Source organism: Bradyrhizobium sp. LA2.1, from assembly GCF_040547725.1.
GTDB lineage: Bacteria > Pseudomonadota > Alphaproteobacteria > Rhizobiales > Xanthobacteraceae > Bradyrhizobium > Bradyrhizobium barranii.
On record NZ_JBEPQI010000005.1, the window covers coordinates 230,204 to 243,456 of the forward strand.

11 protein-coding genes and 1 pseudogene are annotated in these 13,253 nt (G+C 64.9%); 8 read left to right on the plus strand and 4 right to left on the minus strand.

The features are described 5' to 3' along the window. Window positions 1-545 precede the first annotated feature (545 nt). Together ABIB95_RS11490 and ABIB95_RS11495 are read left to right on the plus strand one after the other, a co-directional pair. Window positions 546-1,772, plus strand: a complete 1,227-nt coding sequence (locus ABIB95_RS11490; protein ID WP_354239735.1) for an MFS transporter — start codon at window positions 546-548, stop codon at window positions 1,770-1,772. Between the two features lie 101 nt (window positions 1,773-1,873). Beyond that, window positions 1,874-2,761, plus strand: coding sequence for a dienelactone hydrolase family protein (locus ABIB95_RS11495; protein WP_354239374.1), 888 nt, complete (start codon window positions 1,874-1,876; stop codon window positions 2,759-2,761). Window positions 2,762-2,819: 58 nt separating this feature from the next. On the opposite strand, the pseudogene ABIB95_RS11500 reads toward ABIB95_RS11495, so the two are convergent. Together ABIB95_RS11500 and ABIB95_RS11505 are read right to left on the minus strand one after the other, a co-directional pair. Continuing rightward, window positions 2,820-4,084, minus strand: a pseudogene (locus ABIB95_RS11500) (serine hydrolase domain-containing protein). Between the two features lie 121 nt (window positions 4,085-4,205). Next, on the minus strand, window positions 4,206-5,054 hold the full coding sequence (locus tag ABIB95_RS11505; RefSeq protein ID WP_354239376.1) for an NAD-dependent epimerase/dehydratase family protein: 849 nt from the start codon (window positions 5,052-5,054) through the stop codon (window positions 4,206-4,208). Between the two features lie 143 nt (window positions 5,055-5,197). Here ABIB95_RS11505 and ABIB95_RS11510 point away from each other — a divergent pair, with 143 nt between their 5' ends. Then, window positions 5,198-5,953, plus strand: coding sequence for an HAD family hydrolase (locus ABIB95_RS11510; RefSeq protein ID WP_063981326.1), 756 nt, complete (start codon window positions 5,198-5,200; stop codon window positions 5,951-5,953). A 24-nt stretch (window positions 5,954-5,977) separates the two neighbouring features. Here ABIB95_RS11510 and ABIB95_RS11515 read toward each other — a convergent pair whose 3' ends face one another. Both ABIB95_RS11515 and ABIB95_RS11520 read right to left on the minus strand, forming a co-directional pair. After that, entirely contained in the window at window positions 5,978-6,385 is a 408-nt protein-coding gene (locus ABIB95_RS11515; protein ID WP_014492699.1) for a nuclear transport factor 2 family protein, read from the minus strand. Window positions 6,386-6,483: 98 nt separating this feature from the next. Continuing rightward, a complete protein-coding gene (locus tag ABIB95_RS11520) occupies window positions 6,484-7,968 on the minus strand; it encodes a mannitol dehydrogenase family protein (protein ID WP_354239378.1) in 1,485 nt (494 codons plus the stop codon). A 145-nt stretch (window positions 7,969-8,113) separates the two neighbouring features. Between ABIB95_RS11520 and ABIB95_RS11525 the strand changes: the two genes are divergently transcribed. The 5 genes from ABIB95_RS11525 to ABIB95_RS11545 all read left to right on the plus strand — a co-directional run bounded on the left by ABIB95_RS11525 (window position 8,114) and on the right by ABIB95_RS11545 (window position 13,241). Then, entirely contained in the window at window positions 8,114-8,923 is an 810-nt protein-coding gene (locus ABIB95_RS11525; RefSeq protein ID WP_354239380.1) for a FadR/GntR family transcriptional regulator, read from the plus strand. Window positions 8,924-9,012: 89 nt separating this feature from the next. After that, entirely contained in the window at window positions 9,013-9,972 is a 960-nt protein-coding gene (locus tag ABIB95_RS11530) for a sialic acid TRAP transporter substrate-binding protein SiaP (protein ID WP_354239737.1), read from the plus strand. A gap of 233 nt (window positions 9,973-10,205) precedes the next feature. Next, window positions 10,206-10,784 (plus strand): TRAP transporter small permease, encoded by a 579-nt coding sequence (locus ABIB95_RS11535; RefSeq protein WP_354239382.1) that lies wholly within the window; start codon window positions 10,206-10,208, stop codon window positions 10,782-10,784. Between the two features lie 4 nt (window positions 10,785-10,788). Then, window positions 10,789-12,195, plus strand: coding sequence for a TRAP transporter large permease (locus ABIB95_RS11540; RefSeq protein ID WP_028160738.1), 1,407 nt, complete (start codon window positions 10,789-10,791; stop codon window positions 12,193-12,195). Next, window positions 12,192-13,241: an L-idonate 5-dehydrogenase gene (locus ABIB95_RS11545; RefSeq protein ID WP_354239385.1), complete on the plus strand. Its 1,050-nt coding sequence runs from the start codon at window positions 12,192-12,194 to the stop codon at window positions 13,239-13,241. Before ABIB95_RS11540 ends, ABIB95_RS11545 begins: the two co-directional genes overlap by 4 nt. Window positions 13,242-13,253 lie beyond the last annotated feature (12 nt).

The following is a 13,253-nucleotide window of genomic DNA, read 5'->3' on the forward strand; positions in this document are numbered from 1 at the left end:
AGTTCCAGGTCGGACAAGCTTTATTCAATTGGGCCTTTGGTAGCGCAATCTGGGTGGACGAGAATGAAAGTTCTCGGGCGATTCTTCGTCCGTTGCCGGATGGAGGGACCGCGCTCGGGAAGTTGCATCCGTTGTGCAGATGGAACTTCCGGCCGTGGAACTAGAGCGTCACACAGAAAGTTCGAGTAAATCGCACGGCTCAACTCTTCTGAAAATTTCAATCAAAATCACGAGAGCTTGCGCGTGAATTGACGGCGATGTGCGACGCCTGAGCAACATGATGTGTCATTGTCGCCACTGCGAGGCCCATTTGTTGCGGCCTGGAGTTTCGAATACGCAAAAGGGCGCATCACCTGTAACGCTTGGCGATGTGGCTGGCCGGGAGAGAACCCTCTCTTTCGGTTAATGGATGTTGCGACGCAATGCAGCCAGACGGTTAAGTCCGGCAAACGAGCGAATCCAGGGAAGTCAAAGTGTCGTTGGGAATTGAGCAAGCGGCGCCGTTCAACGTCAAACGAGCAGCATTCGCGGCCACCATCGGCAACATGCTCGAATTCTACGACTTCATTACCTACAGCTTCTTCGCCATCCAGATCGGCCATACCTTCTTCCCGACCGGAAGCGAGTATGGCAGCCTGATGCTGTCGCTGGCGACGTTCGGGGCCGGCTTCGTGACGCGGCCGATCGGCGGGATCGTGCTCGGCATCTATTCAGACCGGATCGGCCGGCGGCCCGCCATGCTGCTGAGCTTTGCGTTGATGGGAGCTGCGATCCTGACCATCGCGCTCACGCCGTCCTATCGCATGATCGGCGTCGCCGCGCCCATCATCGTGATTGCGGCGCGCATGGTGCAGGGCTTCGCCCTCGGCGGCGAGGTCGGACCGACCACCGCCTATCTCCTCGAGATTGCCCCGCCCGAGCATCGGGCGCTGGTCGTGGCATGGCAGCCGGCGAGCCAGGAGATCGCGGCGACCGCCGGTGCGCTGGTCGGCGTCATCCTGAGCACGACCATGGCGCCGGAGATGCTGGACTCCTACGGCTGGCGGGTGGCGTTTCTGATCGGGGCCGTCTGCCTGCCGTTCGGGTTCTGGATGCGGCGGACGCTGCCCGAGACGATTCCGCATGCCGATGCCGGTGTCGCAGCGAAACAGCGCACGGGTCACCTCTCGCAGGCCCGGCGTCACCTCGGCATCATCGCGCTGGCCTTGATGATCCTGGCCAGCGGCACGATCTCGACCTATGTCACGCAATACATGACGACCTATGCGCAGAATACCCTGCACGTGTCGTCGACACTGGCTTTCGCCGTGTCGCTCGTCAGCAACGGCATTCAGTTCGTCGGCGCACTGGCCGGCGGATGGCTCGCCGATCGTCTCGGCCGCAAGCCGATCATGATCTGGCCGCAGCTCGCAACCCTCCTGCTCACCTATCCGACCTTCCTGTGGATCGTCCATGCACCGGGCGCGCTGTCGCTCCTGATCGGCTTCGGCGTGCTATCGATCATCGGCTCGCTGCCGTTCACCGCGTTCTATGCGACCTTCATCGAAGCGCTGCCCCAGAACATCCGCGGAGGCGTGTTCGCGACCGTCTACGCGGTGGCGATCGCGAGCTTCGGAGGTACGGCGCAGCTCGTGGTCACCTGGCTCCTCCACGTCACCGGCAATCCGCTGGCACCGGCCTGGTACCTCCTGCTTGCGGCGATCGTCGGACTTGTCGCAATGAGCCTGATGCCCGAAACGGCGCCGGTGAAAAGACGTCAGGGCCTGGCCTGAACGCGAACATGCTCGCAGGCTGGTGATTTGCGTTTCGCCGGCAATTATCGGCGAATGCGCCGCCTGAGGAATCAGGGCCAAGCATCAGGAAGGATCGACCGATGAGCTTCGAAACCACCATGACATCCGACGTCGTCGGGCTGACGAAAGTCGCCCCGGTCTCGCGCCGCGGATTCATGAGCGCCACCGCGGCCGTCGCTGCCGGCTACACGCTTGCGGCCGGTCCGGTCCGTGCCGAAATCATCACGACAGATACCGGCGGCCTTCAGGCTGGCGACGCCAGGATCAAGGTCGGGTCCGAAGAGATGCCTGCCTATTTCGCTCGCCCGGCCGGCAACACCAAGGCGCCGGTGATCATCGTGGCGATGGAGATTTTCGGCCTGCACGAATACATCAAGGACGTGACACGGCGCCTCGCCAAGCTCGGCGCATTCGCGGTCGCGCCCGACTATTACTTCCGCAAGGGTGTCGATCTCACCAAGGTCACCGACATCAAGGATCTGCTGCCGGTCGTCAATGCCAAGCCGGACGCCGAGTTGCTGTCCGATCTCGATGCGACGGTGGCGTGGGCGGGATCGCAAGGCGGCGACACCACGAAGCTCGGCATCATCGGCTTCTGCCGGGGTGGCCGCAATGTCTGGGAATACGCCGCCCACAGTGGCACCCTCAAGGCTGGTGTCGCGTTCTACGGTGCGCCGGTCGATCCCGCCAATCCGGTGTGGCCGAAGAGTCCGCTTCAGCTCGCCCCCGAGATGAAGGCGCCGGTGCTCGGCCTCTATGGCGGCGCCGATACCGGCATTCCCGTGGCCCAGGTCGAGCAGTTCAAGGCGACGCTCGAGCAGGACAAGAAGGTCGCCGAATTCAAGATCTATCCGCAGGCGCCGCACGGCTTCCATGCCGACTATCGCGGCAGCTATCGCAAGGATGCGGCGGAAGATGCCTGGAAGCAGGCGCAGGCCTGGTTCAAGAAGTGCGGCGTGTTGAGCTGACGCCAGATTCGCAAAGGGCGACCCGAGCGGCCGCCCTTTCTATTCCAGCGCGCCGGTCTCACTTCGTCATCGCGCCGTAGACGATGTCCTGCACCTGCTCGCGATAGTATTTCCTGAGCTCGCCCGGCGCCGCCGTTCTCACCACCACGACGAGACGCTCCTTGGGATCGCAGAAGAACTGCGTCCCGTAGGCGCCGTTCCAGGTGAACTCGCCGGGATTGCCGGGAACCGACGACAGCCCCTCGCTGGTCCGGACCGCGACCGCGAGACCAAAGCCGAAGCCGGCGCGATGCGGCTCGATGTTGGCCACGTTGTTCTTGATCTCGGGACCGAGGTGGTTGGTCGTCATGTGATGCACGGCCTTCGGGGAAAGAATGCGCTGGCCGTCGAGCTCGCCGCCGTTGAGCAGCATCTGGCCGAAGCGGATGTAATCGCCCATCGTCGCGAACGAGCAGGCACCGCCGCAGTCGAACTTGGTCGGGGTGTCCAGCAGCTTGATGGCTTGCGGCTTGCCGGTCAGCGGATCGTTGGCAAACGGGCGGGCGAGGCGAGGGCGCTGTGCGTCGGTCGGGTTGAAGGTCGCGTCCTTCATGCCGAGCGGCTGCCACACATTGGCGGCGAGATAGTCGCCGAGCCTCTGTTCGCTGACCTTCTCGACGACGGCGCCGAGCACGTCGATCGAGAAGCCGTATTCGAACTCGGTCGAGGGCTGATGCGCCAGCGGCAGTTTTGTGATGCGGTCGATGAAGGCCTCAGTGTCGCCTTCCACCGCCGGGGCGACGCCATCGGGGTATTGCCGCGCCACCGGGCTCGATGAGTCGGGGCGGCCGCCATACATCAATCCGGACGTATGCCGGTAGAGATCGTGGATGAAGATCGGGGACGCCTGCGGTTCGAGCTTGAGCGAGCCATCGGCCCCGGTCGCGCCGACCTTCATGTCGGCAAAGCCGGGATAGTAGTCGGACAGCTTCGCCTGGAGCGGCAACTGGCCTTTCTCCATCAGCGTCAGGCCGGCGACCGCCGCCATTGGCTTGGTCATCGAGGCCAGCGCGAAGATCGCGTTGGCATCGGCGTGCCCTTGTCGGGATCGAGCATGCCGTAAGCCTTATAGTGCACGAGCTTGCCGTCCCGCGCCACCGCAACGACGGCGCCGGGGACGCGCTTGGCGGCGATCTCGCGCGCGAAGAAGCTGTCGAGCCGCGCGAGACCCTGCTTCGAGAAACCGGCGTCATCAGGGTTGGCTTCGGGCAGTGGTGCGGCGCGCGCCGTACCGAATGTGATGACGGCAGCCGCCGTCGCGATCATGGCGATCGTCTTGTTCATTGCATCCTCCCAAGGCGAGCTCGTTCTGTGGTGGCTCGCCGAGCGGCTAGATCACGGCTGCGCCTGAGCGAAGTCAAGCGCGGGTGGGGCATGTCTGGGACGCGTCGGAGATAACCGGAACCTATCGCCCTTGCCCGGTGCGCCACAATGCATCCAGGCCATGCCGATAGGTCGGATGGGCAAGCGTGACACCGAGCTCGTGCTTCAGTTTCGCGTTGGAGACCCGGGCACTGCTGGCATAGAAGCTGCGGGCCATCGCCGACATCTCGGCAGTCTCGAACGGCTCTTCGGGCGGCGGCGCAAGGCCCATCAGCTTCGCCGCATAAGCGATCACATCCTGCGGCGGCGCCGGCTCGTCGTCGCAGACGTTCCAGGTGCCGCCGTCACTGTGCTTCACCGCGGCCATGATCGCGCTCGCGATGTCGTCGGCGTGGATGCGATTGAAGACCTGCCCCGGCTTGATGATGCGCCGGGCCGTCCCCGCCCGCAGCGTCATCAGCGCGTTGCGGCCGGGCCCGTAGATGCCCGCAAGCCGCAGGATCGCGACGTCGCCGCGCGCCGCGGCGGTCCAGGCTTGCTCCGCCGCAACGCGCGTTCGCGTGCGGTCGAGGGTGGCCTGCGGCGGCGTGCTCTCGTCCACCCAGCGGCCTGCGTGATCGCCATAGACGCCGATGGTGGAGAGATAGACGATCTTCCGCCGCCGGAGCGCGAGCGCGTCGCCAAGGGCCGTAACTGCGGGGTCGCCCGCGCTGCCGGGCGGGATCGATATGAGAAGGACACCGGCGTCGCGGACTCGCTCGACCACCTCGCGGGCCGGACTGCTGCCGGAAAAGGCGTGCACCTCGATGCCGGCAAGGTCGTTTCGCTTGCCGGGATCGCGCACGGTGCCGGCGATATGCGAGAAGGCGCCGCCGAATTGGCCGACGAAATGCCGGGCACTGTAGCCGAGGCCGAGGATGAAGAGCCGCATGCGCCTGCCGTGCTGGAGTTCCCGCTCGCGCGAGCTGCGCGCCGTTCGCTCATAAGGGATTTTTGGGTCCGGCAAAAGATATTGCAATTTTACTCGGCCGCCAGGGCAGGCGATGCTCGCTTGTCAGGAGGGAGGCGTCGGTCATGCAGGCAGAAGCGCCGGCCGCAGTGCCATGCGGTGCCGCCGAGTTGATCGGGCGCGCCGCCGCACTGATCTTCGATGTCGACGGCACGCTGGCCGAAACCGAGGAGCTGCATCGGCGGGCCTTCAACCACGCCTTCGTTCGCCACGGTCTCGACTGGCAGTGGGACCGGGCCGTCTACAAGGAGCTGCTGCGTGTCACCGGCGGCAAGGAGCGCATGCGCGCCTTTCACGCGAGGCTGCAGGTTGCGCCGCCATTGCCGGATGCCGATATCGCAGCCCTTCACCGCATCAAGACCGCGCATTACGCCGAGCTGATCGAAACCGGCTGCTGCCCCTTAAGGCCCGGCGTGGCGGACCTGCTCACCGCCGCGAGGGCCCGTGGCCAACGGCTTGCGATCGCGACCACCACCTCGCACGGCAATATCGATGCGCTGCTGTCGCAGGCGCTGGGAACGCGCTGGGCGGCGGATTTTGATGCGGTCGTCGCCGGCGACGATGTCCGCCACAAGAAGCCGGCCCCCGATGTCTATCTGGAAACCCTGGCGCGGCTGAAGCTGGGCGCAGCCGACTGCGTCGCGATCGAGGATTCTCGCAACGGTCTGATCGCGGCCTCGCGGGCGAACATTCCGGTGCTCATCACCAGAAGCATGTTCTTTCGGGACGATGATTTCAGTGCGGCGCAGGTCGTGCTGGACGATTTGTCGGAACTCGGGGGCTCAAGACAAAAAACTGAAAAACAACCCCATGCACAGTAGAAGGCGCCGGCCGGCCCGCCGCGGTCAGTGGACGCGGTGGCTCGTTCTATCGTCTTCAGCCTGCTCGACAATCTGCGCGATTGGGCTCGACTGGTGGTGCACCAGCCGCCAGCCGTCGCCGACACGGCGAAAATGGTTGGCCGCGGCCAAAGCGGTGCCGTCGACGATCTCGATGCAGAGCACGCGCGCGCTGTCGCCGTCGACGATCGCCTGCGGTTCGGCACAAACGATCTGCGGCCGCTCCGGATTTTGCAGGATGTCGCGCCAGCTGCCGATCACCGTGGCTCGGCCGATGATGGCCGGCCAGCCGGGATGGATGCAGGAAATGGCGTCGTCGTCCGCCCACATCCGCTCCATTTCGTCGAAATCGCCCGTTGAAAAGGCGGCGTAGAAGGCCGCGTTCGCGGCGATGACCTTATTGTCCTTTGCCATGCCTCTCGGGTGGGGCAATGGCAGGCAAAAATCAAGCGCGACTTCCGTCCGACTTTGCGTTCGATTTGGACCGCAGTGCAGCATTGCCTGCTTTGTGGTCACGCCGAGACAAATGTCTCCACGGCTCGCCGCGCACCATCCTTATAAAGACGGCCGAGCGCCGTGGTCACGGCCTCGCGCAGGCGCGGCTCAGTGCCCAGCGGTCCGAACACTTTCTCGACCCCGAGCAATGCGGGCGCGAGCCGTTCGGCGACGGGACCCGCCTCGCGCGCCAGCGCGGCGAACTCGGCGGCGAGCGGATCGCGAACGTCGATGGCGCGGCCCTGCTCGTCGCGTGCGGTGACGTAACGCATCCAGCCGGCCACCGCGAGTGCATGCGTCGCGATCGGCAGGTCTTTGCGCAGGCGATCCTGCATCGCGCCGAGCAGGCGCTGCGGAAGCTTCTGCGAGCCGTCCATCGCGATCTGCCAGGTACGGTGATGCAGCGCGGGGTTGGCGAAGCGCTTGAGCAGCGAGGCGCGATAGGCGGCGAGATCGGTGCCAACAGGCATCGTCAGCGTCACCGCGGCCTCTTCCATCACCTGCGCGGCGAGACGGGCGAAATGCGGATCCAGCATGGTGTCGGCGATGGTCTCGTAGCCCGCGAGATAGCCGAGATAGGCCAGCGCCGAATGGCTGGCGTTGAGCAGCCGCAGCTTCATCAGCTCGAACGGCTTGACGTCGGTGACGAGCTCGACACCGGCGGCGGCGAGATCGGGCCGCCCCGCCGTGAAGCGGTCCTCGACCACCCATTGCGTGAACGGCTCGGTCATCACAGGCCAGGCGTCGCGCATGCCGAGCGCGTTCGAGATCGCATCCCGGTCGGCGTCCGTCGTCTCCGGTACGATGCGGTCGACCATCGTCGATGGGAAGGCGGTACTATCGGCGATCCACTTGCCGAGGTCCTTCGAGCGGAGCGCGGCGAACTGCGTCACGATCCGCTGCACGGTGTGGCCGTTGGCGGCGAGGTTGTCGCAGCAGAGCACGGTGAAGGGCGCAAGCCCCTGTGCGCGCCGGCGCGCCAGTGCGGCGACGATGAAGCCGGGCGCCGAGCGCGGTGCGTCAAAATTGTTGAGATCGTGCACGACATCCGGATGGCGCTCGTCGAGATCGCCGGTCTGCGGCGTGTGGCAATAGCCCTTCTCGGTGACCGTCAGCGAGACGATGCGAATGGCGGGATCGGCCATCCGCTCGACCAGTCCTGCCGGCTTCTCGCGCGCGACGACGCTGTCGAGCAGCGCGCCGATGACGCGGTGTTCGGTGCCTTCGGCGGCGCGCACGGCGACAGTGTAGAGATGATCCTGCGGGGCGAGGGCGTCGCGCGTATCCGGGCTGCGCAGGCTCGCGCCGACGATGCCCCAGGACGAGCCGCCTGCGGCAAGGCAGTCGTCGATGACGACGGCTTGGTGCGCGCGATGAAAGGCGCCCAGGCCCAGATGCACGATGCCGGGCGTAACGCGCGAGCGGTCATAGGCCGGGCGGCGGATGGCGGACGGCAGCCGGTCGAGATTGGCGCGGCCAAGACGCGTTGAAGTATGGCGCATGGTCGTCTCTCCCTGTGTTTGGCCGCTGCTTGACATGGCGCCTGTCCTCGGTCAATGCTTCGGTCAATTGGTAAGACCAATTTTCCAAAATTGGCGGGCCGCCGGGACGCGAGCTTCCCGGCGAGACCCTTTCGGGGAGGCCAGCGTGCCGCTGGAAGCTGTGGAGGCGAGACGGCTTTACCGCCAGGTCGCCGATCAATTGCGAAGCCTGATCGACAGCGGCGAGTACGCGGTCGGCAGCCGCTTGCCGACCGAACGGGAACTCGCCGAGCAGCTCAAGATCTCGCGGCCGACGGTGCGCGAAGCCCTGATCGCGCTCGAGGTCGAGGGCCGCGTCCGCATTCGCGTCGGCTCCGGCATCTATGTGACCGAGCCAGCGGACGCCGCGCCTGCGCTTCCAGCCGCCGGCATCGAAGGCCCGTTCGAGCTCTTGCGCGCCCGCGAATTCCTCGAAAGCGCGATCGCCGAGCAGGCCGCGCGCGTGGCGACCAAGGACGATATCGCCCGCATCAATGCGTCGCTTGTCGCCATGGAGAATGTCGAGCATCCCGGCGAGGCCTCGATGGTGCACGACCGTGCCTTCCACGTCGCGATCGCCGGCAGTCTCGGCAATGCCGTGCTGGTGCGCGTGGTCGGCGAGCTGTTCGACCAGCGCCTCAATCCCTATTTCGCGCAGCTTGCGCATTACTTCGAGAGCCCAGGCACCTGGCGCACCGCGCTCGACGAGCATTGCGCCGTGCGTGACGCGATTGCGGCGCATGATCCGGACGCCGCGCGCGAGGCCATGCGCAAGCATCTGGCGCGCTCGCAGGAGCGCTTTGCGCAGAATTTTGGTGCCGAGACCGCCGCGGGATCGCCTGCGGAGCGAGGCCGGGTCGCGCGCACGCCGGCGAAACCGGCAAAACCAAAACGCGCGAAGACGCAGGCCAAAAGCGGCAGCGTGCGGCGACGATGAGATTGGGCGGCTCGTCCCGGTTTTGGGGCGGGCAAACAAGAAGCAGACTTTAGTCAGTGGAGGATAAGTCAGTGTTGAAGAAGATGACGATGGTGCTGGCGACTTCGGTCGCGGCAATGTTCGCGGCGACCAATCCCGGCATGGCGCAGACCAAGCTCAAATGGGCCCATGTCTACGAGACCTCGGAACCGTTCCACACCGCTTCGGTCTGGGCCGCGCAGGAGATCGGCAAGCGCACCAACGGGCGCTATACGGTCGATGTCTATCCGGCCTCGCAGCTCGGCAAGGAAGCCGACATCAACCAGGGCCTCTCGCTCGGCTCGGTCGACATCATCATCTCCGGCTCGAGCTTCGCGGCCAAGAGCTTCCCGCCGATCGGCGTGACCTACTATCCCTACACCTTCCGCGACGCCGACCATCTCCTTGCCTACACCAAGAGCGACATCTTCAAGGAGCTCGCCAAGGGCTATGAGGACAAGAGCAGCCACCACATCGTCGCGGTGACCTATTACGGCGTGCGCCAGACCTCGTCGAACAAGCCGATCAAGACCTGCGCCGACCTCAAGGGCCTCAAGATGCGCGTGCCCGACGTTCCGGCCTATCTCGCGATGCCGCGCGCCTGCGGCGCCAACACCGCGCCGATCGCGTTCGCCGAAGTCTATCTCGCGCTTCAGAACGGCACCGTCGAGGCGCAGGAGAACCCGCTGACCACGATCGAGGCCAAGAAGTTCTACGAAGTGCAGAAGCACATCGTGCTGACCGGCCACATCGTCGACCACCTCAACACGGTGGTTGCGGGCGCGCTCTGGAAGAAGCTGAGCGACGAGGACAAGAAGATCTTCACCGACGTCGCCCAGGAGGCGGCTGCGAAAGCGACCGCTGAGATCAAGCAGAACGAGGCCAAGCTGGTTTCCTTCTTCAAGGAGAAGGGACTGACCGTGACCGAGGTCGACAAGAACGAGTTCCGCGACATCGTGCTGAAGAACGTTGCGTTCGAGACCTTCGGTTATCGCAAGGCCGACTGGGAACGCATTCAGGCGGTGAAATAACTGAGACCCTCATGGTGAGGAGCGCGAAGCGCGCTCCGGACGATGCTTCGCATCGCCGGGCGAACCATGAAGGCCCGGATGTCGCTCAGGCGCCGCCCGAGGCCATCCTTCGAGACGCTTGCTTCGCAATATCCTCAGGATGAGGAGCGGAGTTCGTAAAACTAAGTCGTCGTTCCGGGTTCAGCTCTTCGAGTCACCCCGGAATGACGATTAAGAGGTTGAGGAGTAACCCCATGTCCACCGTCGAAGTGCACCGGCAGATCACCGGGGACGAGATCGCCCACACCTTCGAGGAAGAGGCGGTGCCGAAGGTCGATCTCGGCGTCTACGCTTTCGAGGACTGGGTGGCGCTGGTGATCTTCTGGGTGATGGCGCTTGCCGTCTTCCTCCAGTTCTTCACCCGTTACGTCCTCAACGACAGCTATGCCTGGACCGAGGAGATCGCGACCTACTGCCTGATCGGCGTGGTCTTCATCGGCTCCTCGATGTGCGTGCGGCTGTCGCGGCACATCCAGGTCGACCTGATCTACCGCTATCTGCCGCACGTTGTGGCGCGCGCGCTGTCGACCGCGATCGACCTGATCCGGATCGCCTTCTTCGGCTACGCCATCAAGCTGGTCTGGGTCTACATCCAGATCATCGGCGACGAGTCGATGACCACGATCAATCTGCCCAAGGACTACGTCTATTACGCCTTGCTGGCGGGCTTCGCGCTGATGTTCGTGCGCTCGGTGCAGGTGGCCATCCAACATCTGCGACAGGGCTATTCGATCCTCGAACGTCCCGGCGCCTACGACGGTTTTGAGGGGTAAAGTTATGTTGCTGTTGCTTGGAGGCTTCCTCATCCTGATGCTGCTCGGCGTTCCCGTGGCGATCGCCATGGCCGCGTCGTCGCTGCTCTACATCCTGGTCAGCGGCGTGACGCCTGACGTCACGCTGGCGCAGCGCATGATCGCCGGCGTCGAGAGCTTTCCGCTGCTCGCGGTGCCGTTCTTCATCCTGGCCGGCAATCTCATGAACATCGCCGGCGTGACCGGTCGCATCTATAAATTCGCGGTCGCGCTGGTCGGCTGGATGCGCGGCGGCCTCGGCCACGTCAATATCATCGGCTCGGTGATCTTCTCCGGCATGTCCGGCACGGCGATCGCGGACGCCGCCGGTCTCGGCACCATCGAGATCAAGGCGATGAAGGACCACGGCTATTCCACCGAGTTCTCCGTCGGCGTCACCGCGGCGTCCGCAACGCTCGGGCCGATCATCCCGCCGTCATTGCCCTTCGTGATCTACGGCATGATGGCGAACGTCTCGATCGGCGCGCTGTTTCTCGGCGGCGTCATTCCCGGCATCGTCATGACGCTGCTGATGATGGCCACCGTCACCTACTTCGCGCACAAGAATAAATGGGGCAGCGACACGCCGTTCTCCTGGCCGCAGCTCGGCTCGGCCGGCCTCGAGATCGCCATCGTGCTCGCTTTCCCGCTCGCGATCTGGCTGATGGTGCTGGCCGGCATGTCGACCAACATGGCCGTTGTCATCGGCCTCGGCACGCTGCTCGCGATCGACTGGTACTTCGACTTCTCGGCGGTGATGGCGCTGATGGCGCCGGTCATCCTGATCGGCGGCATGACGCTCGGCTGGTTCACGCCGACGGAGGCCGCGGTCGCCGCCGTGATCTGGTCGCTGTTCCTCGGTCTCGTCCGCTACCGTACCATGACCTTGAAGACGGTGGCGAAGGCGACCTTCGACACCATCGAGACCACGGCCTCGGTGCTGTTCATCGTCACGGCGGCCTCGATCTTCGCCTGGTTGCTGACGGTGTCGCAGGCAGCCCAAATGCTCTCGGACTGGATGCTCAGCATCACCCACAACAAATGGGTGTTCCTGGCGCTCGCCAACGTCCTGATCCTGTTCGTCGGCTGCTTCATCGACACCACGGCGGCGATCACCATCCTGGTGCCGATCCTGCTGCCGATCGTGCTCAAGCTCGGCATTGATCCGATCCATTTCGGTCTGATCATGACGCTGAACCTGATGATCGGCCTGTTGCATCCGCCGCTCGGCATGGTTCTGTTCGTGCTCGCCCGCGTGGCCAAGCTCTCGGTCGAGCGCACGACGGTCGCGATCCTGCCCTGGCTGGTGCCGCTGATGGTCGCGCTGATCGCGATCACCTACATTCCCGAACTGACCCTCTGGCTGCCTAAATACATGGGACTCTCCAAATGACCTCCACCGCTCTCGCCGCAACCCTGTTCGGCCCCGAAGATCTGCGCATGATCGAGCATCCGCTCGACAAGCTCGCTGATGGCATGGTGCGCATCCGCTTCGGCGCCGGCGGCATCTGCGGCTCGGACATGCACTATTTCCGTCATGCCCGGACCGGCGATTTCGTCGTGAAGTCGCCACTCGTGCTCGGCCACGAGATCTCCGGCGAGGTCGTGGAGATCGCGGGTTCCGCAGCGAACCTGAAGGTCGGCGACCGTGTCGCCGTCAATCCGTCGCGCTGGTGCGGCCATTGCGTCGCCTGCCGCGAGGGCCGGCCGAACCTCTGCGAGAACATCTACTTCATGGGTTCGGCGTCGAAGACGCCGCACATGCAGGGCGGCTTCGCCAACTATTTCGACGCGGTCCCCGCGCAGTGCGTGAAGATCCCCGATCACGTGTCCTATCAGGCCGCGGCGCTGGCCGAGCCGCTCGCGGTCTGCCTGCACGCGGTGGCGCGCGCGGGCAACATCGAGGGCAAGCGCGGCATCATCTTCGGTGCCGGCCCGATCGGGCTTTTGACAATGCTCGCCGCACACCGCGCCGGTATGGCCGACATCACGGTGGCCGACATCGCGCCGGCGCCGCTCGCCTTTGCGACCCGGCTCGGCGCATCGCATGTCGAGAACGTCTCGGTCGGCGAGGAAGGACTGAAGGCACAGGCCGCATCGCGTCCCTATGACGTCGCGTTCGAGGTCTCGGGCACCGCCGCGGGCCTTGCCAGCGCGATCGGCATTGTCAGGCGCGGCGGCATTGTGGTGCAGATCGGCAATCTGCCGGGCGGCCAGATTCCGACGCCGTCGAATGCGGTGATGGCCAAGGAGATCGACCTGCGCGGCTCGTTCCGCTTCGGCTTCGAGTTCATGACCGCGGTGGAGCTGATCGGCGCAGGCAGCGTCGACGTGCTGTCGCTGGTCACTGCCGAGCGGCCGCTGTCGACCGCGCCGGACGCACTGCGGCTGGCGCTCGACCGCTCGCAGAGCGTCAAGGTCGTGCTGACCGCGAACTGATTCTTTGTTTTG

What these genes read in the sequence shown, in the direction of transcription:
- ABIB95_RS11515 (WP_014492699.1), bottom strand. Translation starts at nt 6,385, where the DNA reads ATGGCAAAGGACAATAAGGTCATCGCCGCGAACGCGGCCTTCTACGCC.
- ABIB95_RS11535 (WP_354239382.1), top strand. Translation starts at nt 10,206, where the DNA reads ATGTCCACCGTCGAAGTGCACCGGCAGATCACCGGGGACGAGATCGCC.
- ABIB95_RS11530 (WP_354239737.1), top strand. Translation starts at nt 9,013, where the DNA reads ATGGTGCTGGCGACTTCGGTCGCGGCAATGTTCGCGGCGACCAATCCC.
- ABIB95_RS11510 (WP_063981326.1), top strand. Translation starts at nt 5,198, where the DNA reads ATGCAGGCAGAAGCGCCGGCCGCAGTGCCATGCGGTGCCGCCGAGTTG.
- ABIB95_RS11545 (WP_354239385.1), top strand. Translation starts at nt 12,192, where the DNA reads ATGACCTCCACCGCTCTCGCCGCAACCCTGTTCGGCCCCGAAGATCTG.
- ABIB95_RS11495 (WP_354239374.1), top strand. Translation starts at nt 1,874, where the DNA reads ATGAGCTTCGAAACCACCATGACATCCGACGTCGTCGGGCTGACGAAA.
- ABIB95_RS11490 (WP_354239735.1), top strand. Translation starts at nt 546, where the DNA reads ATGCTCGAATTCTACGACTTCATTACCTACAGCTTCTTCGCCATCCAG.
- ABIB95_RS11540 (WP_028160738.1), top strand. Translation starts at nt 10,789, where the DNA reads ATGTTGCTGTTGCTTGGAGGCTTCCTCATCCTGATGCTGCTCGGCGTT.
- ABIB95_RS11520 (WP_354239378.1), bottom strand. Translation starts at nt 7,968, where the DNA reads ATGCGCCATACTTCAACGCGTCTTGGCCGCGCCAATCTCGACCGGCTG.
- ABIB95_RS11505 (WP_354239376.1), bottom strand. Translation starts at nt 5,054, where the DNA reads ATGCGGCTCTTCATCCTCGGCCTCGGCTACAGTGCCCGGCATTTCGTC.